At 47.3% G+C, this 22,655-nt stretch carries 16 protein-coding genes, 1 tRNA gene and 2 pseudogenes; 12 read left to right on the top strand and 7 right to left on the bottom strand.

The features are described from left to right. The 8 genes and pseudogenes from K4A83_RS15730 to K4A83_RS15690 all read left to right on the top strand — a co-directional run. Positions 1 to 578: pseudogene (locus K4A83_RS15730) on the top strand (hypothetical protein); the annotation flags it as partial. 70 nt (positions 579 to 648) lie between these two features. Further along, a complete protein-coding gene (locus K4A83_RS15720) occupies positions 649 to 2,052 on the top strand; it encodes a hypothetical protein (protein ID WP_265265567.1) in 1,404 nt (467 codons plus the stop codon). 520 nt (positions 2,053 to 2,572) lie between these two features. After that, positions 2,573 to 5,086 (top strand): phospholipid carrier-dependent glycosyltransferase, encoded by a 2,514-nt coding sequence (locus K4A83_RS15715; protein ID WP_265265566.1) that lies wholly within the window; start codon positions 2,573 to 2,575, stop codon positions 5,084 to 5,086. Between the two features lie 25 nt (positions 5,087 to 5,111). Then, positions 5,112 to 5,702 (top strand): hypothetical protein, encoded by a 591-nt coding sequence (locus tag K4A83_RS15710; protein WP_265265565.1) that lies wholly within the window; start codon positions 5,112 to 5,114, stop codon positions 5,700 to 5,702. A 4-nt stretch (positions 5,703 to 5,706) separates the two neighbouring features. Beyond that, positions 5,707 to 6,504, top strand: a complete 798-nt coding sequence (locus tag K4A83_RS15705) for a DODA-type extradiol aromatic ring-opening family dioxygenase (protein ID WP_265265564.1) — start codon at positions 5,707 to 5,709, stop codon at positions 6,502 to 6,504. Between the two features lie 208 nt (positions 6,505 to 6,712). Next, the gene (locus K4A83_RS15700) at positions 6,713 to 7,549 is read left to right on the top strand and encodes a Uma2 family endonuclease (RefSeq protein WP_265265563.1); all 837 of its coding nucleotides are present in this window, start codon (positions 6,713 to 6,715) and stop codon (positions 7,547 to 7,549) included. Positions 7,550 to 7,843: 294 nt separating this feature from the next. Then, positions 7,844 to 9,451 (top strand): 2-isopropylmalate synthase, encoded by a 1,608-nt coding sequence (locus K4A83_RS15695; RefSeq protein ID WP_265265561.1) that lies wholly within the window; start codon positions 7,844 to 7,846, stop codon positions 9,449 to 9,451. A gap of 324 nt (positions 9,452 to 9,775) precedes the next feature. Continuing rightward, positions 9,776 to 11,215, top strand: a complete 1,440-nt coding sequence (locus K4A83_RS15690) for a dihydrolipoyl dehydrogenase family protein (protein ID WP_265265560.1) — start codon at positions 9,776 to 9,778, stop codon at positions 11,213 to 11,215. Between the two features lie 70 nt (positions 11,216 to 11,285). On the opposite strand, the gene K4A83_RS15685 is transcribed toward K4A83_RS15690, so the two are convergent. Then, positions 11,286 to 11,675 carry a DUF4359 domain-containing protein gene (locus K4A83_RS15685; RefSeq protein WP_265265559.1) on the bottom strand — a complete coding sequence of 130 codons (390 nt, stop codon included), beginning with the start codon at positions 11,673 to 11,675 and terminating at the stop codon, positions 11,286 to 11,288. A gap of 102 nt (positions 11,676 to 11,777) precedes the next feature. Between K4A83_RS15685 and K4A83_RS15680 the strand changes: the two genes are divergently transcribed. Together K4A83_RS15680 and hpsE are read left to right on the top strand one after the other, a co-directional pair. After that, positions 11,778 to 11,850: transfer RNA gene (locus K4A83_RS15680), tRNA-His, on the top strand. A gap of 310 nt (positions 11,851 to 12,160) precedes the next feature. Continuing rightward, positions 12,161 to 13,141: a hormogonium polysaccharide biosynthesis glycosyltransferase HpsE gene (gene hpsE / locus K4A83_RS15675; protein ID WP_265265558.1), complete on the top strand. Its 981-nt coding sequence runs from the start codon at positions 12,161 to 12,163 to the stop codon at positions 13,139 to 13,141. 71 nt (positions 13,142 to 13,212) lie between these two features. Here the strand turns inward: hpsE and K4A83_RS15670 are convergent, their stop codons facing one another. From K4A83_RS15670 to K4A83_RS15655, 4 genes are all read right to left on the bottom strand, one after another. Then, the gene (locus K4A83_RS15670) at positions 13,213 to 14,328 is read right to left on the bottom strand and encodes a glycosyltransferase (protein ID WP_265265557.1); all 1,116 of its coding nucleotides are present in this window, start codon (positions 14,326 to 14,328) and stop codon (positions 13,213 to 13,215) included. Positions 14,329 to 14,489: 161 nt separating this feature from the next. Next, entirely contained in the window at positions 14,490 to 15,239 is a 750-nt protein-coding gene (locus K4A83_RS15665) for a PEP-CTERM sorting domain-containing protein (RefSeq protein WP_265265556.1), read from the bottom strand. A 290-nt stretch (positions 15,240 to 15,529) separates the two neighbouring features. Beyond that, a complete protein-coding gene (locus K4A83_RS15660; protein ID WP_265265555.1) occupies positions 15,530 to 16,285 on the bottom strand; it encodes a PEP-CTERM sorting domain-containing protein in 756 nt (251 codons plus the stop codon). Positions 16,286 to 16,522: 237 nt separating this feature from the next. Continuing rightward, positions 16,523 to 17,569 carry a hypothetical protein gene (locus K4A83_RS15655; RefSeq protein ID WP_265265554.1) on the bottom strand — a complete coding sequence of 349 codons (1,047 nt, stop codon included), beginning with the start codon at positions 17,567 to 17,569 and terminating at the stop codon, positions 16,523 to 16,525. Between the two features lie 171 nt (positions 17,570 to 17,740). Between K4A83_RS15655 and K4A83_RS15650 the strand changes: the two genes are divergently transcribed. Next, the gene (locus K4A83_RS15650) at positions 17,741 to 21,145 is read left to right on the top strand and encodes an NACHT domain-containing protein (protein WP_265265553.1); all 3,405 of its coding nucleotides are present in this window, start codon (positions 17,741 to 17,743) and stop codon (positions 21,143 to 21,145) included. A gap of 19 nt (positions 21,146 to 21,164) precedes the next feature. Here K4A83_RS15650 and K4A83_RS15645 read toward each other — a convergent pair whose 3' ends face one another. After that, on the bottom strand, positions 21,165 to 21,965 hold the full coding sequence (locus tag K4A83_RS15645; RefSeq protein ID WP_265265552.1) for a radical SAM protein: 801 nt from the start codon (positions 21,963 to 21,965) through the stop codon (positions 21,165 to 21,167). Between the two features lie 195 nt (positions 21,966 to 22,160). Here K4A83_RS15645 and K4A83_RS15640 point away from each other — a divergent pair. Beyond that, positions 22,161 to 22,418 (top strand): annotated as a pseudogene (locus K4A83_RS15640) (amino acid ABC transporter substrate-binding protein); the annotation flags it as partial. Positions 22,419 to 22,457: 39 nt separating this feature from the next. Here K4A83_RS15640 and K4A83_RS15635 read toward each other — a convergent pair. Beyond that, on the bottom strand, positions 22,458 to 22,655 hold a 198-nt coding region (locus tag K4A83_RS15635), incomplete at its 5' end, for a transposase (RefSeq protein ID WP_265265550.1).

Below are 22,655 nucleotides of genomic sequence, written 5' to 3'. Positions count from 1 at the left end.
AGAGCTTGGTTTGCCATTTCACGTTTCTATGACAACTGCAAAAAAGGGTTAACTCGAAAAGGCTACCCTAAATTCAAGAAGTCTTCAAGGTCTGTGGAATATAAAACTTCGGGTTGGAAATTATCAGGAGATAAAAAATCTATCCACATCACAGACAAGACTGGAATAGGATGTCTAAAGCTGATCGGATCTTATAATCGTCAGATTTTAGATAAGTCATTAATCAAGAGGATTAGGCTGCTCAAAAGGGCTGACGGATTCTATTGCCAATTTGTCCTAGACCTTGAACGAGTAGAACCCCTTGATTATACAGGAAAGGAAATAGGAATTGATGTGGGCTTAAACCATTTCTTGACTGACTCCAATGGAGAAAAACTAGACAATCCTCGATTTCTTCGTCTAGCTGAGAAGCTAGGACTCATATTTGTTCTTGTGGCTGTGTTCTAGACAGAGATGAAAACGCCGCTATCAACATACTTCGTAAAGCGAATACTGTCGGGCGGACAGGAATTTAAGCCCTCGGACAGACTACCCACTGTCTATTAGGTGAGAGCTTAGTAGATAAGGTAACTGGTTGAACAGGGAATCCCTCGCTTTTAGCGATGGGAGCGTCAAGGTAAGAGACACCCTAACAAAAGGTCGGATGGCATGAAAACCCCCACAAAAGCAATAGAGATAGAGCGGAATCTCTTCTATGGGATTTTAGGGCTAATTTTTCTCGGGTCGGTTTTCCTGCTGTTTTTAACCACCCAGTTAGGGGACTCTCCTCACCTCATTGTCAGTGATGGCAATGGATATTATGCTTGGGTGCGATCGCTTTTTATCGATGGCGATTTAGATTTTAGCAACGACTTCCCCCTATTATACGCCCCAGACCCCGCCCCAGAACCCATTATCACCCCCAAAGGATTAGTTCATAATAAATACCCCATCGGTTTAGCTATCCTAGAAATTCCCGGCTTCTTTCTCGGTCATTTTATCGCCCTCCTCACCCCCTTCCCCGCCGATGGAATTAGTCTCCCCTATCAGCTATCTGTTGCCATTTCTCTCACCGCCTTTGTTGTGGGCAGTTTCGCTTTATTTTATCACAGCTTACGCCATTTTGGCGTAAATAGAAACCTCGCGGCAACTGTAGCAATTACCTTACTTTTAAGCACCAACTTAATTCATTACTACGCCAAACAACCAACTATGGCTCATGGGGCAGGGGTCGCCGTTTTAAGCTTTTCACTCTGGCTAGGTAGTTTTAAAAATTTGCCTTTAAGTATAACACATAGAGAAAATTGTAACCCATCACAAAGTGGCGAAGATCGGCAAAATCCTACTTTTTTACCTAATGCAGATTCACTGGATTTAAGGAAAGAAAAAGTCCATCCTTTATTCTCCCTATTTTTAGGGTTTATTATAGGATTACTTATTTTATTGCGCAATACAAATGCTGTATTTTCACCTTTTCAATTCTACCTTAATCTCAAGCTATTTAAGCAAAAATTTAATATTATTTATTGTAGTTTTAGCTTTTTAGCCACGGTTTCTTTGCAAAAAATTAGTCTCTGGCTATTGTGGGGAGAATGGGTCATTTATCCCTATAAAAATGAAGAATTCAAACAAGGAATTCAGGGACTATTTTTAGCTTTATGGGGAAATAGCTACGGTTTATTTATGTATCATCCTCTTTACTTGCTCTTAATCATTATCAATCTAATCGGCTTAGTTAAATTAAAACCATATAGGGGGTATTTTATAACTATCTTGATTGCCTTTTTTGCCTTGGTTGCGATCAATGGCAGTTGGGGAAACTTTGGCGACTCCTTCGGACATCGTGCCTTTATTGAAACCTTACCTTTACTGGGATTTGGTGCAGCCCTAACCCTACAATCCTACTCCCCCTCTTCGACACAAGTTAAACAGGGATATGCTATCATCGGCTTATTAATCTTGCTCAATTTTTATCTATGGCTAGGGTATTTATTGAAAGCCTACCCCCATAATATGATGCGTAATTTAGCACAAGTTTATCTGTGGTTATTTTCTACCGATTTTAGGGTTTAGTAGGGATGATTTAAAGCTTGATCAGTAAATAAGTGTAGCACTTTTTTAAGACTATATTGATTTATTCCCTTGATCTAACTGTACTAAATAACTAACCTTGACCTCATTCAATGGGAGGTAGCCCTAGATAAATCAAGCTAGACTTAACTCCTGTTCAATCTCCCAACTCCATTGTAATGGGTTGACGAATGCTTAAACCTTGCTATAGGGTAAGGTTATCTTTAAAATACATGGGGAGTCTAAATCCTGTTAATTTCTGCCTCCATTATTTCTGCTAAGGCATTGTCTCTGCTAAAGCATTGTCTCTGCTAAAGCATTGTCTCTGCTAAAGCATTGTCTCTGCTAAAGCATTGTCTCTGCTAAAGCATTGTCTCTGCTAAGGCATTGTCTCTGCTAAAGCATTGTCTCTGCTAAAGCATTGTCTCTGCTAAAGCATTGTCTCTGCTAAAGCATTGTCTCTGCTAAAGAAACATTAGCCCAAGAAATATTGATCAGATTCTAAATCATTATATCCTGAACTATGACTTTAGTGAACAGTCAAGACCCCGAAAAAACTCAACCTAATTTTATTGGCATTTTTCAAAAAAATGGTATAGTTTGGGGATTAATTTTCCTACTCAATCTGATCATTGATTGGATTTGGATTCGTTTGGATCTTTCCCCTCCGGCATGGGATCAAGCCCATCGTTTAACAGGGGCGTTAAATTATCTCAATGCCCTGCAAAATATGCAGCTTTTTTCATTGAAATGGTGGGATGATTTTTGGTCGCTCACATCTAAAGATCCCCCGCTTACTTATATTGTCACTGCGCCTTTCTTACAACTTTTTGGACGGGGAGAAGCCCAAGCTACCTTAGTTAATATCCTGTTTATTGCCTTGCTCTTATTCTCAGTGTATCAACTGGGAAAACATTTATTTAGCCCCAGAGTTGGACTGTGGGCGGCAGCTTTTTGTGTGGTCATTCCGGGACTCTATAGAACCAGAGTTGATTATTTATTAGACTATCCCCTAACCGCCATTGTTTTAATTGGTTTTTATGCCTTAACCAAATGGTGTGATGCCCAAACTCTAAAAAAACAATGGGGATGGGGTTTGCTCTTTGGGGTGACATTAGGCGCAAATTTGCTCACCAAACAAAATGGGGTATTTTTCCTATTTTTTCCGTTACTTTGGATTGGGATTAAAATTCTCTGGCGACGACGTTGGGGGCGACTCTTACAATTATTGGTCAGTTTTATAGTTGCCATTGCTTTATTTTATCCTTGGTATCAAACCAACTGGATCTTTTTTATTGGGGCTTATACCGGGGCTTTTGCTCAAGGAGCCATTAATGAAGGAGATCCCCCCCTCGATACCTTAGAAGCTTGGACACATTACTTTTTTGAACTACCCTTTGTCTTAACTTGGGTGTTTTTACTCGTCGGTGTTGCTGGGTTAATTTTGCGGGGAATTCGCTTAGTGAGAAGCCCGCAAAAAGAAGCCTTTTCTCGTCCCTTTACGCTGCGCATTGCTCATCCCTTACTTTGGCTAGGATGGTATTGGGTCGGTTCTTATTTCTTATGTTCTGCACTGGTGAATAAAGACTCACGCTATGTCATGCCTTATTATCCCGTGTTGGCCGTTAGTTTAGCCTATGGCTTAGTCGCTTTTCAAAACCGTTTGCGGTGGATTCCTTGGACAACTTGGGGACTCACATTGTTGTTGATGATCTTAAATTTATTCCCTGTGGGAGGGGAAAATTTTGCTCAATGGTTGAGTCCTAATGCTCAGTATTATCCCTATCGGGGACAACTGTTTCCCAACGAGGAAATTATTGCCGAAATGACGACAACAACACCCTATCAAAAGGGCAATCTGGGGATGTTAATGGATACCCCAGCGATTAATCATAATACAATGAATTATTATGGGGCTGTGGCAGATTTTCAGGTCTATGCTCGTGAGGTGGGGAAACGACAACGACATCTAGATCAAGATTTGCGATCGCTCGATTGGTTAATAGCCCAACAAAACCCCACCTATCCCCCCGACCATCCCCGTTTTCAAATCGTCCAACAACTGCAACAAGACCCTAATTTTCACGTTCAACAGCGCTGGACCCTCCCCGATCATAGTGTGATTGAGCTATATCATAAAATCCCCGCCCCCATTACCCTCACCCCCTTAACATCTCCCCTAGACTCCCTCCGTCTCGATGAAGTGATTGTCCCCCCCATCGTCCCCCCCGGATATCCTGTCCCCATCACCTATCAATGGTTAGGAGACTGGCACAGTTTAAAATCTGGGTTAGTCTTAGTCACCTGGGCCTCTGTCGAAGATCCTACCCAGCAATGGCTACAAGACCGCGCTATAGGCAACGGAATGTTACATCCTTCCCCCCAGTGGGCCGACCAGAGTTTTGAAGTGCGGGAAACCCTAGCCATGTTACCCCCCGAAGAATTACCCCCCGGAGAGTATAGCCTATCCGTCGCCTATTTAAATCCAGACACCGGAGAAGCCAATCCCATCCCCTTCCCCCCCGTAACCATCACCCTAGACCCCACCCGTCCCCCCCTACCCGCCCCTGCCCTAGATTTCGTCACCCAACTGCGACACCTCGCCCGTGACCTCCCAGAGGGACGAGAAGCCCTCGACCCCATATTTGACCAAATTGGTCAAATGAACCAATATGACCCCACACAGGACTACACAAGGCAAGCTGAGTTAACCCTAGCCTACCGCTTGACCCAAAATCCCCAACAATTGGACTGGGCCTATGGCTTGACCCTCGCCCGCGCCTTACAGGAAGATGCCCCCGGTGCGATCGCCGCCCTGCAAAAAGTCGTCCAACTCGACCCCAACAACCCCTACGCCCACGCCTACCTCGCCTTCGTCCACCTCTACCGTTGGCAGCCCAAAGCCGCCGAACAAGCCCTGACCCAAGCTGCCGCCCTCAACCCCGACCTATGGGAAATTCAGGCATTACAGGGCGTAGCCGCCGCCATGCAGGGCAAATTAATCAAAGCCTGGCAGGTTTTTTCCGCCCTACAATGAAAAAAATCCCTTTGAGAACATCAAGATGAAACAAGCGCTCTCCCTCCTAACCTTGGGTTCCCTCCTCTGGCTGCTTCCCCTGCGTCCTAGTTACGCCCTCCCCGGAGAACGCACCGAAACCGTCGCCGCTTGGATTGCCGCCAATCCCCTCCTCCGTCCCATCCTCACCGATGGGCTAACCGTCCAACGCACCGACACCGCCGCCCAGCGCTTCCTCTTTCGCGCCTCCGTCTTCCCCCCCGGTCGCCTCACCGCCCTAGGCAATCCCGGCATCATTCGCAGTCAATCCTTCTTCATTTATGACCAAATCAATGGCGTTTCCATCGAACGATTAGAACAGAGTTTGCGCGATATTTACGGCGTGAATATTTACCGAGATTATGATCGGGCTGACACGGTGCTATATTACCCCACCAGCGAAGCCCTAGAGATGTCCCGCCGCCTCAACTTACCCGGCGTTTATGCCAAACAAGGAGAACTCCGCGTCGGGGTGCGTTATGCCTACTGGGTCGAGATTAATAGAGATCAACAGGGCAATTCCCATAGTGGGAAAATGACCGTCTTTTTAAAAGCTGATCTCGACAAACTGACCCTAGAATTACAAAGTTGGCAATAATCTGATGAAATATATACCTAAAGCTCTATTTATCTCCCACGGTGGTGGACCTCTACCGTTGCTCGGGGAGTCAAATCATCGGGAAATGGTTTCATGTCTGGAAAGCCTTGCTGCGATTATCCCCCAGCCCGATGCGCTTGTAGTAGCCAGCGCCCATTGGGAAGAACGAACTCCTACTATTACTAGCAGACCGGATCCCCCCTTGATATACGACTACTATGGGTTTCCCGCAGAATCCTACGAAATTCAATATCCCTGCGTTGGGGAGCCGTCTTTAGCGAGTGAAATTCAGAAGAGGCTAAACAATTCAGGGATTGAGGCAAACCTAGATCCAACGAGAGGGTTTGATCATGGTGTTTTTGTACCTCTCAAAATTATGTATCCAGAGGCAAACATTCCGTGCGTTCAGATGTCTCTCGTTAATACCCTAGATTCGTCCCATCACATCAAAATTGGGCGTGCGCTTGAGGGGCTGAGTCAAGAAAATGTCTTGGTAATTGGCTCAGGGTTTTCGTTTCATAATTTAAACGCATTTTTTTCACCCGATACCCCTGAGTCTCGTCAACTCAATCACTCTTTTGAGGAATGGTTAATGGACGTTTGTTCAAACCGTGAGTATCCGGAGGAGCAAAGAAGCCAGATGCTAGTTGAATGGAGTGTCGCTCAGGGTGCAAGGCATTGCCATCCTAGAGAAGAGCATCTTCTGCCTCTCCATGTCTGTTATGGGGTCGCTCAAAGTCCCAGTTCAGAACAGTTCACCCTCACAATCCTAAATAAAAAGTCGAGTATGTATGTCTGGTGAAATGAACTTAGTGCTATCTGTGTGCTATCTGTAGGTTGGGTGCAGCGATCGCGAAACCCAACAATCACCACCAAACCACTACAGCCTCCCGGTTTCTAGATTTTTAGCGGGAGGTGTTGGGTTACACTTCGTTCCACCCAACCTACGAAATACAAACTGAAGAAAATGCTATACTGTCTCCATCCCTTGCGATGAGAACTATTGCACTATGACCATCGCCAAATCTTCCCCCCTCGGCATTACCAGCCTTCCCGACCATACCCAACTCCCCGATTCTGACGGTACTTTTGTGAAAAACTTTCAGGAGCATCCCCAAAGTATCCTCCTCACCGATTCGATTAAACCCACCCTAGAACAACTCCATCCTGACGGGCAGTATGCTATCGGTCAGGATTGTGGGATTTATTGGCGTTTAACAGACCCCCCAGAGAGGGGAGCAGAATGTCCAGATTGGTTCTATGTGGCTAACGTTCCCCCGAGTCTGGATGGACAATTTAGGCGTTCCTATGTGTTATGGCAAGAGTTTATCCCGCCTTTAATTGCCATTGAATTTGTCTCAGGAGATGGTTCAGAAGAGCGGGACAGAACGCCTTTGTCTCAGATGGGTCAAGACCGTCAAAAACCGGGTAAATTCTGGGTGTATGAACAAGTGATTCGACCGGGTTTTTATGCTATCTACGAAGTGCAGAGAGCCAGTGTAGAGGTCTATCACCTGATCGAAAATCATTATGAGTTAGTCCGGGCCAATAAACGGGGACATTATCCCATAGAACCGATGGGGGTAGAGTTGGGGATATGGCAAGGGTGCTATGGAAATGTAGAGTTGCCTTGGTTGCGGTGGTGGGATAGTGCGGGGAATTTGTTGCTGACGGGGGAGGAACGGGCAGTCATTGAACGTCAGCGCGCCGAACAGGCCGAACAACGGGTCGAACAAGCTGAAATAGAGTTACAGCAGGAACGCCAACGGGCGGAAGCTGAACGACAACGGGCTGAACGACTGGCGGAGTTACTACGCGCCCAAGGAATTAACCCGGATGAATTTTAAGGTACACAAGCTTAACTTGTCAAAGTTGAGCAAGCCCTAACTAAACGACGGCTTTCTCTTGCTTTTGCTACAATATAGGCTAGTCGCCGGAAGGCATGAGGAGACTTTAAACTGACGTTAAAGCATTGTAAGACAGCCTAGGGAAAATCTACCTAGGAAGGAAGACCCTCGGAATCAAGACCCTAGGGGGTTAACGGTGAAGCGTCAAAACATCCTCACACCCTGAAGACGAGCAAAACAGTTAATCGAACAACAGACACAACTTTTCCGTTTATTCACTTTGATTGATGGCCTATGAATACCGAGCAAGACCGCATCATAATTTTTGACACCACCTTGCGTGATGGGGAACAGTCCCCGGGTGCTACCCTGAATGTCGATGAAAAACTGACCATTGCTCGTTCCCTAGCTAAACTGGGTGTTGATGTTATTGAAGCGGGTTTTCCTCGGGCCAGTGCCGGGGATTTTGAAGCGGTTCAGAAAATTGCGGCAACGGTGGGGACTGAAGAGGGTCCGGTTATCTGTGGTTTAGCCCGTGCGATGCAAGAAGACATCCGCCAAGCGGCTGAAGCCCTTAAACCTGCGGCGAAATGGCGCATTCACACTTTTATTGCGACTTCGGACATTCATCTAGAGTATAAACTCAAAAAAAGCCGTAAGGATGTATTGGCGATTATTCCCGAAATGGTGGGATATGCTAAATCCCTGACCCCAGATGTGGAGTTTTCCCCGGAAGATGCGGGACGGAGTGACCCAGAATTTTTGTATGAGGTGTTACAAACGGCGATCGCAGCCGGAGCAACAACGGTTAATATTCCTGATACTGTAGGCTATACCACCCCCCGAGAATTCGGTGCATTGATTCGCGGCATTAAGGAAAATGTTCCCAACATTGACCAGGCCATTATTTCTGTACATGGTCACAATGATTTAGGTTTGGCCGTGGCTAACTTCCTCGAAGCTGTCCAAAATGGAGCAAGGCAGTTAGAATGTACCATTAACGGCATTGGAGAACGGGCCGGAAATGCCGCGCTGGAAGAATTGGTCATGGCGCTTTACGTCCGTCGTCAATACTATAATCCCTTCCTCGGTCGTCCTCGGGAGTCTGAGACTCCCTTGTGCAATATTGACACTACCCAAATCTATAAAACCTCCCGTTTGGTGTCTAACCTCACCGGGATGATGGTACAACCCAATAAAGCGATTGTGGGAACCAATGCTTTTGCTCATGAATCGGGGATTCATCAGGACGGGGTATTAAAACATCGTCTGACCTATGAAATCATGGATGCGCAGTCCATTGGATTGACGAAAAACCAGATTATTCTAGGGAAACACTCTGGTCGTCATGCTTTCCGCGATCGCCTACAAACCTTGGGCTATGATTTATCTGAGACGGAATTAAATAAAGCTTTCTTGCGCTTTAAAGAAGTGGCCGACAAGAAAAAAGTAATCAGCGACTTGGACTTAGAGGCCATCGTTAACGACGAAATGCAGCAAGTCCCTGAACTGTTCCACTTAGAATTAGTTCAAGTGTCCTGTGGCGATCATGCCCGTCCGACAGCAACTGTAGTCTTGCGCACCCCCGACGGCACAGAATTAACCGACGCGGCCATTGGTACCGGTCCAGTGGATGCGGTCTATAAGGCCATTAATCGGGTGGTGAATATTCCCAATGAATTAATCGAATATTCCGTTAAATCGGTCACGGAAGGCATTGATGCGATGGGAGAGGTAACAATTCGGTTACGTCATGAAGGAAAAACCTACTCCGGTCATGCGGCCAATACCGATATTATTGTGGCTTCCACTCGGGCCTATGTGAGCGCCTTAAACCGTCTCTATGCGGCGTTAGAACAAGGGAAACGGGTGCATCCTCAGCAAACGGTAGCTACCCATTAAATTGGGAATTAACAATGGGTCATTGTTGATTATTGATTGATGGCAAGTAGGGGCGAAGACTTTTCGCCCCTACTTGCTAGAATGCCTAGGTAGGGCTTGCTGAATAACTCTACTCGTGGGGCTAGGTAATAGGGAATAGGGAATAGGGAATTGATAATTGATAATTGATAATTGTTCCCCCTCTCCCCTGCTCCCCCTCTCCCCTGCTCCCCTGCTCCCCTGCTCCCCTGCTCCCCCACCCCCAGCCATTTTTCACAATTCCCTCATCTGGATCTCAGGCGATCGCAGTACCCTAACAAGAAAGACACAATAGGAGTTAGGACAATGGCCGTAGAATACGATCTCGTCATTATTGGTGGAGGTTCTGGGGGGTTAGTCGTAGCCAGCGCAGCGGCCCAACTTAAGGCGAAAGTTGCCCTCGTGGAAAAAGACAAATTAGGCGGGGATTGTCTATGGTATGGGTGTGTTCCGAGCAAATCGTTCATTCACGCCTCTAGAATCGCCTATGAGGTCAAGCACAGTTCACGTTTTGGAGTCTATACCCCCCCACCCCAGATCCACTTTTCCGAAGCGATGGGTCATGTGGAACGTGCGATCGCCGCCATCGAACCCCACGACTCCCCGGAACGTTTTCGCGGCCTCGGAGTAGAGGTCATTTTTGGTTCAGGACAATTCACCAATCCCCGCACCTTCACCGTTAACGGTCGCAACCTAACCGCTAGAGCCTTCGTCATTTCCACCGGCTCCCGCCCCGCCATTCCCCCCATTCCCGGCCTCCAAGAAGCAGGTTTTCTTACTAACGAGCAGGTTTTCTCCCTCACCAAACAACCCCCATCCCTCGCCATCATCGGAGCCGGCCCCATTGGTTGTGAACTGGGTCAAGCCTTCCACCGTTTAGGGACTACCGTGACCATTTTGGCTAGTCGAGAGCATATCTTACCCAAAGAAGAACCAGAAGCCGCCCAAGTCGTAGAACAACAATTTGAGTCTGAAGGCATTCGCATCTTAAAGCAAACTCGGGCGGAACGGGTCGAAGTAGTGGACGGGAAAAAATACCTCTGGACTGGGCAAGATAAAATCATAGCCGATGAAATTTTAGTGTCTGCTGGACGACAGCCCAATGTAGAGAGCCTGAATCTGGAAGCGGCCGGGGTGGTCTATGATGCCAAAGGGGTCAAAGTTGATGAGAGTTTACGCACCACAAACCCCCGCATCTATGCCTGTGGGGATGTCATTGGCGGATACCAATTCACCCACGTTGCGGGCTATGAGGCCGTTTATGTCCTCACCAACGCCCTATTTTCCCCCATTAAGCGGTTTTTCCCCAGTAAGGTGGATTATCGCGTCATTCCTTGGGCTACCTTTACTGACCCAGAATTAGCCCGAGTCGGATTAACCGAAGAACAGGCCAGAAAACACTACGGGGATGATGTTTATGTGTTAAAACAACCCTTTGCTGGGGTAGATCGCGCCCAAGCGGAAGGGGCTACAGTGGGTTTCGGCAAAATTATCACCCGTAAGAATGGCCAGATTTTAGGGGCGCATTTGGTGGGACCCCATGCCGGGGAGTTAATCCATGAGGTGGTGTTAGCAATGGCGAACAAGTTACCTGTGTCTAAACTAACAGGGATTCATATTTATCCCACTTTGGCGGAAGTCAATAGTAAAGCGGGGTTATTGTTGAGTAAGCAGAAATACGCTAAAAATCAGCGTCTACAGGGCTTTCTAGGTCAGTTTTTCAGTCGGTTGCGATCTTGGGGTTAAAAATCACGAAATCTTTAGAGCAACTCGCGAATCTCGATCCCTATCCCGAGGGGATAGGGGAGAGAGGATGTCAACGTTGTTCTGCACTGTAGAGGATAAAATACTGCAACACTCCAATAGTGGCAAATTCATAGGTGGGCAAATCACTGTGTATAGCTAAGGTGGTGCGATACACACTAAAAAATAAGTAGTTTTCCCGTTCGGTCTGTTGCCCGATTAATTCTTGTAGTTGCGGCCGCCCGATATCGACTAATACCCCCCCGAGAAACTGACATTGATTCGCGAATTGCTGGAACTGTGAGGGGAGTTGAGTACACATATTCTCTTTGAGATATTCGCTCAGACGTAGTGTGGCATAACGTTCATAATCCCTCGGAGCAGGATTGGTGACAAACATCGCCCCTCCTAATAAGCTTGCTGCGATCGCACTCCCCCCAACCACTTGTTGCCATATTTTCATTGCTAATCAACAAATAGATAAAAGATTAGTTTTTTTTATTCATTCCAGACATTTTCTGCTGGATCAATTCCTCCTTACAATGCTATAATAACCAAGGACAAGGCGGGCGTAGCCAAGTGGTTAAGGCAGTGGATTGTGGTTCCACCATTCGTGGGTTCAAGTCCCATCGTTCGCCCTTTTTTCAGTAGCTTTTTTTCAGTAGCTTTTTTTCAGTAGCTTTTTTTCAGTAGCTTTTTTTCAGTAGCTTTTTTTCAGTCAAAGCTTTTAAGTAGGGAATTTTGAGTGGCAGATTTTCGCAAAAGAACTTGCTGCCCACTCCCTTACTATTTAAGCTAAAATTTGGACAAAAAGAGCGATGCACTTTATGTACCCACCTTTCGCCCTCGCAGGTGGGGAGTGGATTGTCGCGCTGATTTACCGGGTTGCACTTGATGATTTCTTTCTCATGACAGATCACTGGTTTTCCCAATCCTGATTTTCCCACTATGGTCGATTTTACAGTGGCGATTTGTACCTATAACGGGGCGCAACGCTTACCCGATGTGTTAGATAAGTTAAAAGCCTGTCTTGAGTCAGGAAGGCGATCGCACCCTACCCTGACTTGGGAAATTCGCATCATCAACAACAACAGCAGCGATGAAACCCAGCAAGTCATCGAGCAGTATCAAACCCAGTGGTCCTCAGATGTGCCAATATATAGCCACTTTGAACCCCAACAGGGTTTAGCCTTTGCCCGACAGTGCGCCGTAGAACAAGCCCAAGGAGAATGGATTGGCTTTCTTGATGACGACAACCTACCCAGTGAAAACTGGATCGTCAGCGCCCACGAATTTGGACGAGAACACCCCCAAGCCGGAGCCTTTGGTGGATTAGTCAAAGCCGCCTTTGAAGGCACTCCCCCCCCCGGAATTGAGCGCATTCAGTCCTTTTTAGCCATTGTGGAACGGGGCAACATGGCCTTTCAGTATCAACTCAAAACCGGACTATTACCGCCGGGGGCGGGGCTAGTCGTGCGGAAAGACGCTTGGCTGTCTAGTGTCCCGAAGCAACTATTCTTAAAGGGGCGTATTGGTCAAGTTAAATTAGCCAGTGAAGATTTAGAAGCCGTCTCATTCATTCAACAAAAAGGCTGGGAAATTTGGCATAATCCCCAAATGCAAATTTTCCACAAAATTCCCGAAAGTCGCTTACAACTAGATTATTTAGTGACCCTAGTCCGAGGTACTGGTTTAGCCCGTCATCATATCCGAATGACTCGCCTCACCCCTTGGCAACGCCCTTTAGCGTTCCTCATATATTTCTGCAATGATTTGCGTTGTCTATTGCTCTTTTGGCTCAAACATTCTAGTCAAATTCATCAAGATTTAGTCACAACCTGTCAATGGGAATGGCTACGCAGTAGTTTAGTGAGTCCTTTTTATTTATGGAGACAAGGGGCAATTTATGGAGAGAGTCTCAAAAAATAATAAGCCCAAAAGAACAACATCCCATTCGCCCTTTTTTGTTAACGGTTGAAAAATTCAGGATTTCCTCAATTTTAGTTTGATAATAACTTTAAATAACTTTGCGTGGCTTCTTGTACCGTAAAGGCTTGCGATCGCACTTTTAACAAATCCCGCGAAACAGGGGCGTTCAACGTCTCATAAATCCCCCGGGCTAACCCCTGCACATCCCCCACCGTCACCAGTCGCCCATACTGCCCGTCGGCCAAGATTTCTCGCGGACCATAGGGGCAATCCGTCGATACCACCGGACACCCACAAGCTAGAGCCTCAATCACTACCGTAGGCAACCCTTCAAACTTGGACGATAACACAAACATGGCCGCCCGACTGAGATAAGCATAAGGATTCGGCACAAAACCCGGTAACTGGACATCTTCCCCTACCCCCAATTCTCGCACCAAGTTTTCTAGAGAACGCCGTAATCCTCCTTCCCCCAAAATAATTAAGCGCAACAGGCGATTTTTCCGCACTTGGGCAAAGGCTTTAATTAACGTAGGAAAATCTTTCTGTTCACTCAGTCGCCCAATGGCTAAAATGACCGGAGGTTGATAGGCGAAAAACCAAGGATGATTTAGAGGCGCTTGGGCTTTTTGTAGTAAGGTATCATCCACGACGGCGTTATAAACCACCTGTACAGCATTGGCTTTGAGTTTTAAGGATTGTTCAAACGCTTGGGCGACTCCTCGGGAAGGGGCAACAATGGCGCTGGCTTTCGGGTAGAGCGATCGCATTAACCACAGTTTCACCCCTTGAGTCAAGGAATGACTCGCTTGTAGAGACGCGGGCATCTGTTCCCAGAGGACTAATTGTAAAGGTCTGCGAGCCAACCAATAGGCAATGACCGCAATTTCATTGGTCCAGACTAAGTGAGACAGTAAAATATCCGGTTTAGCTTGGCGCAAATAGCGGGCAAGGGGCAGAATCAGCTTAACTGCACTTTGCAGACGATCCTCCATCGACACCCCTAAATCCACCAGCTGCACCTCTGGGGGAATTTGATCCAAATAGGGTCCCTTCGCCTGAGCCACCACTAAATCCAATTGCCTCCCCTTACCACTCAAGCCGCGTAATAAATTGAGGGTGACTCGTTCTTGTCCCCCTCCCGCTAAATTGGGTAATAAACAAGCGATATGCTGCGGTTGCTTCATGGCTCATCGGCATTGCTATAAAGACTTACCCCCATGATAGTCAAAAGGGCTACATTCAAATGTAGCCCTTTTTGCCAAGTTTATGGAGAAAAGCAGGTAAACTTAGGGTCTAAACTTACGTTTTCTAGGTTTAACGCTTCACTGCTTTAGCTTTCAGTGCTTTATTGGTCACTGTTTTGACGACGGCGCACACCGAAGCCCGCTAAAGCCGCCACACCCACTAAACCAAGAACGGTGGCCGGTTCGGGAACCGTGGCAATCCCTTTCAGGGTATAGTCAGAATCCCAGCTTTGGCGAGCTAAACCATCATTAACGCGGACGGCGGAGAAGGATAAAGAAGCCACTTCTAAATCGCCAAAAGGATTGAGGATGCTGTACCAACCGCCACCCCCTGCTGTGGAGGGAGAAACATTAACCACGGAACCGAAACCTGTCCAAGAAGCACTTGTATCACCCGTTACGGTTAAGGTATGGGTAAGGAAAGAACCATCAAGCAGGGTGGCGGTTATTTCTGCCACTTCAAACACGCGGTCATCGTTAACATTGGGTTGATACAGGAAGTTTAAATCAATGGATTTCAGGGCTTTAGCCACGGCTAAATCAACCCGCAAGAATTCGCCATTGCTGTCAATTTCACCCCAACTGGGGTCATCTTTCCATTGCAAATTAGGATCTGGGTTTTCTGCAACCCCTAGTCCGTAGAACCCATCAAAAGATTTATGGGTTAAGTACATATCATTTCCGGCCGTCAGGGTGAAGAAGTCGTTAATCACACAGACTTGTTCATTAGCGCAAGCGGCAGCTTCAGCGTCACGGGCGGTAAACGAAGCAGCTTGGGCGGTCATTCCAGTAGCGGCGATCGCACCAGCAGCAGCAAGACCAGAGATTAAAGCAGTAGGATTAAGTTTCATAATTTTGATTACCTCAACAGCTAGACAAGTTTTTGAATTATTTCTTTGGCTGACTCACTCTATAGTTCTTATTATGTGGCAGAATCAGTAAAAGCGCAGGGATCAAGATCACAATTGGCCGATACTTGTTCTAATCTTTACATTGATTACGCAACTTAAGGCAAAATTATTAAGCCAAAAGACTACATTTACTGTAGTCCCTTGGCTTGAGCCTATGAAGATACGATGATCTTGTTATTGCTTTATGGAATTATGTTCAACTAGCTTATGTTCAACTAGCTCATGTTCAACTAGCTTTCGACGCTGCGACGACGACGAGCGGTGAATCCGGCCAAGGTTGCCACACCCATTAAACCGAGAACGGTGGCAGGTTCGGGAACGGTTTTAATGCCTTTGAGCGCATAGTCAGAATCCCAGCTTTGTTTAGCTAAACTATCATTCAGGCGGATGGCCGTGAATTCTAAGGAGGCGACTTCTAAATCTCCAAAAGGATTGAGGATGCGGTACCAACCGCCTGCATCATTGACTCCATCAAAAGCAATGGAAGGAGACATATTTTTAACGGCAGTCCCGTCATAGTTGCCAGACCATCCGGCTAGGGTATCTCCTAAAACCGAGAGAGTATGGCTAACTAAAGAACCATCCAACAGGGTAGCAGTCACTTTAGCCACTTCATTCACGCGGTCATGGTTAACACCGTCTTGATAGAGGAAGCTTAAGTCAATGGATCTGAGGGCGGTGGCTTTAGCAAAGTCTACGATTAAGCGTTCTCCGTTGCTGTCGATTTCTCCCCAACTGGGGTCTTTTTTAATATCTTGAGTGGCGGAAACTCCAACACCATCAACCAAAGCAAATTCTTTGTAGGTCAAATATTTTCCATCGCCTGCGGTCAGGGTGAAGAAGTCGTTCACGACACAACTCGTTAATCCTGCACAACCAGCAGCGTCACTGGCGGTAAAAGAAGCGGCTTGGGCGGGCATTCCAGTAGCGGCGATCGCACCAGCAGCAGCAAGACTAGAAATCAGGGCGGTAGAATTCAGTTTCATGGTAGATTACCTCAACGGCTAGACAAGTTTTTAAGTTAATTTCTTCGGCTGACTCACTCTATACTTGTCATTGTGTCCCATATTCTGGAAATGCCAAGAGATCAAGATCACAATTGGCTCATTCTTGTTCTTATCTTTACACTCACCCCTGAGATTAAAGCTCTCGTTAAGGAAAAAAACAAGAACAATTACCTACAACCCTTGTCATATTTAGCCTTTACCCGATTTCAACAGATTTTACTGCCCTTGACATAATTGGAGCAAAGTCGGTGGCAGACTTCCCCCTCTCCCGAGATTATTTTGTAGAGCGCGAATCCCGTTTAAACAATCCTGAGCTTGGGGATAGACCAGACTTTGCGGGGGAATGCGTTCCACCAAGGCGATCGCCTCCGCCACGCCCCCCTGTTGCAAATACAATCGGGCCTGTTCTAAAAACCAACGACTCCAAAAAGACTGCTGCACCTGAGCCTGTCCCTTAATATACGTGCTTCCCTCAATTTGGTTCACCAATTGAATCGCCTGATCTAAAGACTGTACCGTTCCCTCCCCCGCCAACTGTTGCGCTTGGGCAAGCAACTGAGCCCCCCTTTGTTCTTGCTGTAAACGGGTTTGAAATTCACCCCGACGCTCCACGCGCCAATAGTCTAGGGGATGTTGCCCTAGAGACAAGTTCACTTGTTCTGCTTCTGACCAAGCCTGTTGTTGGATAGCCGTTTCAAACTGTTCTGCGAGTTCTTCCCCTTCTTGCCATTGGGTTTCCCAGTCCGTGAGGGTCGTTTGGGTTAGTCGAGCCACGGACTCCGAGTTAGGCAATTGCCGAGCCAGTTCGAGGGCACCCCCTAAGTCGCCTTGGTCGAGGTGTTGGGCCGCCGTTGCTAAAACTAGACGAGTCCAGTCTTCAATTAGTTCCTGGGCATCTTTATATAAAGGATGATCTTCAGACCATTGATCAATTTCTGCGATCGCCTGAAATACCCCCTGAAAATCCCCCGTCTGAGCCGCCACCTGGCCACACCATAACCGCTCACTAGCTGGAGTCATAGGCGTTAACGCATCACAAGTTCGCTCCGGCACAAGCTGCACCAACCACAGCCCACTAATTCCCGCCCCTCCCAACAGCGTCACCGCCATAATCAGCCAAAATACCCCCAAACGCCATCCCCCTTGGCGATTGACCGAAACCTTGGCCTCACAAAATCCGGGGGGAGTGGTCAGACGGATAATTTGCCGATCCCGAGGAGGCTTCGTTAGAATAGCTGTTTTGTAATCTAATCGCTTAACCAATTGTGAGTTTACCCCTGATTCTCTAGCAATTTCTGGGAAAATAGTATAAGACCCCTTGTCATGTCCAACTGGCAATCGAGTTTTCCAGTGGTTGTTAGACTTGATAGATACCCCCTAAGATTAGCAAACCATTGGTAGAAAAGAGCAGTGCGACCCTGAGATAAACCCCAAATGAGCCTGAGCATCCGGCAGTGGTTGATAGAACGAAAAATCGAGCTTGAACAACTTCAAACCTTGGGAGCCGAAGTGTCCGGTGTGGCCTTTCGACTCGCCCAAGATATGGAGGTTAAGAGCCTTACGCCCTTTGATGTCTGTTCCTTAGCAGATGTCCTAGAGTCGCCCTTAGTGGCCAGTCGGCAAGTTGCTAAACCTATTGCCCAGTTGACCACGGCTCTCCTGCGTCTCCTCAGTCGCAAAAAGCCCCTAAAACGGGCGGAGGGGACTTGGTTAACCTTTCAAATTGCCTATCTAAAAGCCCTCGAAACCGTTTTAGATCAAGAATTAGAACTCCGTCGCCCTTGGATTAATCGGGCGATGGTTCCGGTGGGAGAAATGGTACAGGAAGGGATTGTAGATGCTCGTCTTCATGGCTTCCTGCGCACCCTACGACCGGGAAAATTAAGTGATTCCCAAGCGGAACAGGCCCTAAACTTAGTGGGAGAGTCGCTATTAGTGCAGCAGATGAACAATCTGGCTCTAGCGTGGTTAGTGGCCAATGGAGCAGAGGAAACCGAAGCGGGGCTACTCATGCAACGCTTGGTGAATGGTCTGCCGGGGCATTTATTGGAGGTGATTGTAGATAATGCCCTACCCTTAGCCCAATTACAAAAATTTGTCCGTTTAGGCGGCCTCACAGCCCGCTCTACAACGCTCACGGAAGGCACCAGTGGCACGGTGACGGAAATTGAAAATGATTATGTGATTGATTTGGGGCGGGAACATTACCGGGCGCAGTTGTTAAAAACATTAGGTGAGCCAATTTTTGGGGAAACTTTTTCCCTTCAGGATATTTATGTGCCGCCTCGGGGAGTTCCCATTTCCGATGCCAATATTCGACCCATGCCCAATCATGAGTCTAACCCCCACCCCCCCACCAACACCGATGTTGATCAGTCAATAGACGTAGAAACTTGGGCGGCCCAACAGTTAGATGATTGGACCAGTATTAGTGTAATTGAGGGTGAGGCCGGTTTCGGGAAAACCAGTTTTTGTCAAATGTGGGCGGCTCACATTGCCCGGAAGGTATATCCAACTTGGATGCCGATTTGGATTCGTTTACGGGATGCCCATTTGGGACAGAATTTAGAGGAAACCTTAGATAGTGCTTTCCCCCTGGGACGGTTTAGTGATGCCGATGGTTGGTTATCTCATAATTCGCCCCCTTCCCTGTTGATTTTGGATGGTTTGGATGAGTTGCCGCGATCGCCTTATAAATTGCGTCACATTCGAGCTTTTTTAGACCAAGTGATGCAGTTTCACGCCCAACAACTCAGTCGCAAAAAAGCCCACCGCCATAAAATTGTCATCACTTGTCGTCAGGGGATGTTTGAAGGGGTGATCCGCACCTATCGAGTGGGGAGTATTTTCCCCCTGCAAACCCAAATGAAACAAATCCGCCTGCAACCGATGGATCAGGACTCCCTGCGTCAATGGTTCAAACAGTGGGGAAAACTCCAATCTAAAAATATTTCCTATCGCTACTTCACCTTTTTGAAGGAGGAAGGCTTATTTACTCGCAAACGTCATCTTCTGGTGGCGGATTTAGTTCATCAGCCCTTGATGTTGTACTTATTGGGGATTCTCCACCGGGATGGCCTAGTCGATCGGAGTTTATTTCAACTGGAATCCCCCCAAGCCCGTTATGAGATTTATGAGCGGATGACGCGCTGGTTATTGGGAGAACATCAAGGCTATTCCCATCTGCCAGAAATGGTGAAAGAAGGCATGGCTCACGCCAGTCGTTCCACCGAGGCGATCGCCAATTTATTAGCCGGACAAGCCCCCCAAGAACCCCGCCGTTTTATGCAGGAAATCGCCCTGCAAGTCTTTCAAACCGGAAGCTGGGTCTTAAAAACCTTACCCCAAGACAATCTTAGCCCTACAGAGCGCACCACTCATTCCCCTGAATCTACCCCAACGCCCTCCCCCGAAAATCTCCAAACCTCAAGCCCCACTTCTGAGCAACTCAACCCTTGGCAACAACACTTTAATCGGCAAATCCGCACGGCAGCCCTCTTTTTCTCCGTGCCGTCTCCTGTGCTGTGTTCTTCCGTCTCTACCCTACAAGTTACCCAGAAAAATGGACTAGAACAGTTAACCTTTTCTCACCCCAATTTAGGATCCTATCTCGCCGCCACGGAAATCTCGAAACAACTGCAACTCCTAACCCAACAAGCCCATGATCGTTATGGGGATATGAGTTTTATTCTCGCCTCGGATTGGGCTGTAGCCCAACATCTCTATTCTTTTTTGGGCTATGGGTTTTTATCCGTGGAAATGGAAGAATTTTTGATGGAACATCTCCAACGGGCAGAAGAACGCAACCCCCATCAGTTCTCATTTCCCCTTTTATTTAAACGACTGTACAAGTTTTATCGCTCCTACTGTCAAGGCCGTTGGTTTGATGAGGGTTTAACCCATCAAGCCCATGCCCAACTCCAACAGTTAAAAAACCCCCTCAATGCCCTACAAGTTGATGGGGCGGTGGGGTTAAATGTGTTCTTACTGCTCTGTGGGATTTCCCAACGGGCGAATATTCCGTTTTATCCCTGTGGAGATCCCAATCAGCCTCAAGATTTTGATGCCGATCGGTTCTTAATTTTGATGTCTCGGACTACGGTATTGTCTCCCACCAGTTTTTTTGTGCGGGCGCGCCACAGTTTGCATCATTTACAATTGCCGGGAGCTTGCTTGAGTCGGGCGATGTTACCCAATGCCAATCTAGAGGGAACGAATTTGGCGATCGCAGAATTAAGCCGAGCCAACCTAGTCGGAGCCAATCTCACCGGAGTGAATTTATCTTGGGCTACCTTAGCCAGTGCCAACTTAGTGAATAGTAATCTCAATCAAGCAAATCTAGAAGGGGCGGACTTATCCCGCGCCAACTTATTGGGAGTCAATTTAAGCAGTGCTAATCTCCATAATGCCTGTTTATTTGAAGCCAAACTCGACCCCAACAACGAACAGAAAGCCCGTTCCAGTGGCGCATTCTTCACTTGGGAAGAGTTTCAAGATTATAGTCAATCCTTAGCCCCCAAAATGCAGTTAGGGGACTTAGTAGATAGTGATTTCTTCGACGGAGAAATTCAAATTGAAATCGCCGAAGGAGAACCCTTCATGCCCGATGCTTGGTATACCTCCCAAGATGTCTACTCCCCCGATTTAGAAGTGTATACTCCGGCCGCCAGCAGTGATAATGAAACCATCGCCGCCCCTCCCTCCAATGATGCCACCCTCCCAGCCCCTCTCGGTCGTCCTCCCGTCAGCAGTGATGATGAAACTTGGGCGGCTTCCATGATAGATCAAGCCAATCCAGATGATGATGCCACCCTAGCCGATGTGGAGTGGAATCCTTGATTGCGGTGTTGGGGATCGGTCACGTTAAGGGGTAGGATTTCACCGGAATATCTGTCAAAGCAGCAACTTGAGAGGCGATCGCACTTAAAATTTCCCCCGGCACACATTTCAACCGTTGCACCGGATAGCCACAATCCTCTAAACGGTGATTCCCCCGACCTTCCAGTTGGCGCTGTTGCGGTTTCGGACGAGTGGGAGTATTCAGTTGAATCTCATCAGGACCCAGAGCCTTCATCCATTGACTATACTCCTCGATCATACTCGCCGACCAAGGCATCAACACCATCGTTTGTACACCCAGTTTCCCCTGATACCTCCCCCGAAACCCCTGTAAACCAGCCACGAAGTCCTGAAAATTAAACCCAGCCACCGGACGATTCACCCGTTGGATGGCCTCATCCGTCAAACCATCCACCTTAACCGAAACCTGATCCGCTTGTCCTAAAGCCTCACACACCTCCGGATCCCCCAATAACGTCCCATTAGTTAAAACCAGCGTTGGACAGTGGGTTAACGTCTTAATTTCCCCTAAAATATCCCCCAAATTGCTCGCTAAAGTCGGTTCTCCACTGCCACTTAAAGTAATCACATCCACCAACCAAGGGGCATAATCTTTTAAGTCGGCCAAAATCTCCCCCGTCGGCACATAAACCCCTCGTTGTGCCGTGTGGTTTTCAATTTCCCCCAACTGACAATAGACACAATTAAACGAACAAGTAGACCGTAAACCGATGGGATCAATACCCAACGAAGTCCCATAACGCCATGAAGTCACCGGCCCGTAGACTGGACTAAAAGCGGGCATGGTTTGACTTTGCATAAGTTCCTCCCAAACCAAAACAAATTCACATTTCCAGTCTAGGCACTTTCTGAAATAATGCCGAATTTGCCCCCTTAGATTTTATAAGTAGGAATTGTTAAATGGACTCACAACAATCATCAGTGGGGAAAATTCCCCCTAACTCCCCAGAACAATGCTAGATTGAAAACACAATTTCCTTGTCCCTTAAACCTGATGGCTCGGCAATTTCTCCCGATTTTGACAGCAACTTTGGCGATCGCAACCGCTTGTACAAATTCCGCCCCCCTAGCCCCCAACAATACCGAGTTAACAACCATAACCGAATCCCCCGACTCAGACCCCCTCACCCCCCCCAGTGTTCTCAATACCGTTCAAAAACGAGGGTTTCTGGTTTGTGGAGTAGATGGGGGGATTCCGGGATTTAGCTTCGTCGATGAAACCGGCCAATACTCCGGATTAGATGTAGATATTTTTGACACTCCACTGCCTAAAGGCGAGTGGATTCTTTCCTCATAGACTCTTGTCTAGCCAATCAGAAATTGACCCCGACAGAACGTCTCCGAAAGCATTTTGAATCACGAGCTGTCCGACCGCGATTAATCCACGATTTCTTATAACTTGACTGGCCGCCACATCCCTATTGGTTTTATATCCACAATTAGGACAATTATGAACCCTATTTGATAGATTCTTTTTCCCTGTATGTGT

The organism is Spirulina subsalsa FACHB-351 (assembly GCF_026130165.1).
In the GTDB taxonomy this organism is placed as follows: domain Bacteria; phylum Cyanobacteriota; class Cyanobacteriia; order Cyanobacteriales; family Spirulinaceae; genus Spirulina_A; species Spirulina_A subsalsa_A.
Note: the sequence above shows the minus strand (reverse complement) of the source record. Positions and strands in the feature narration are given on the sequence as shown.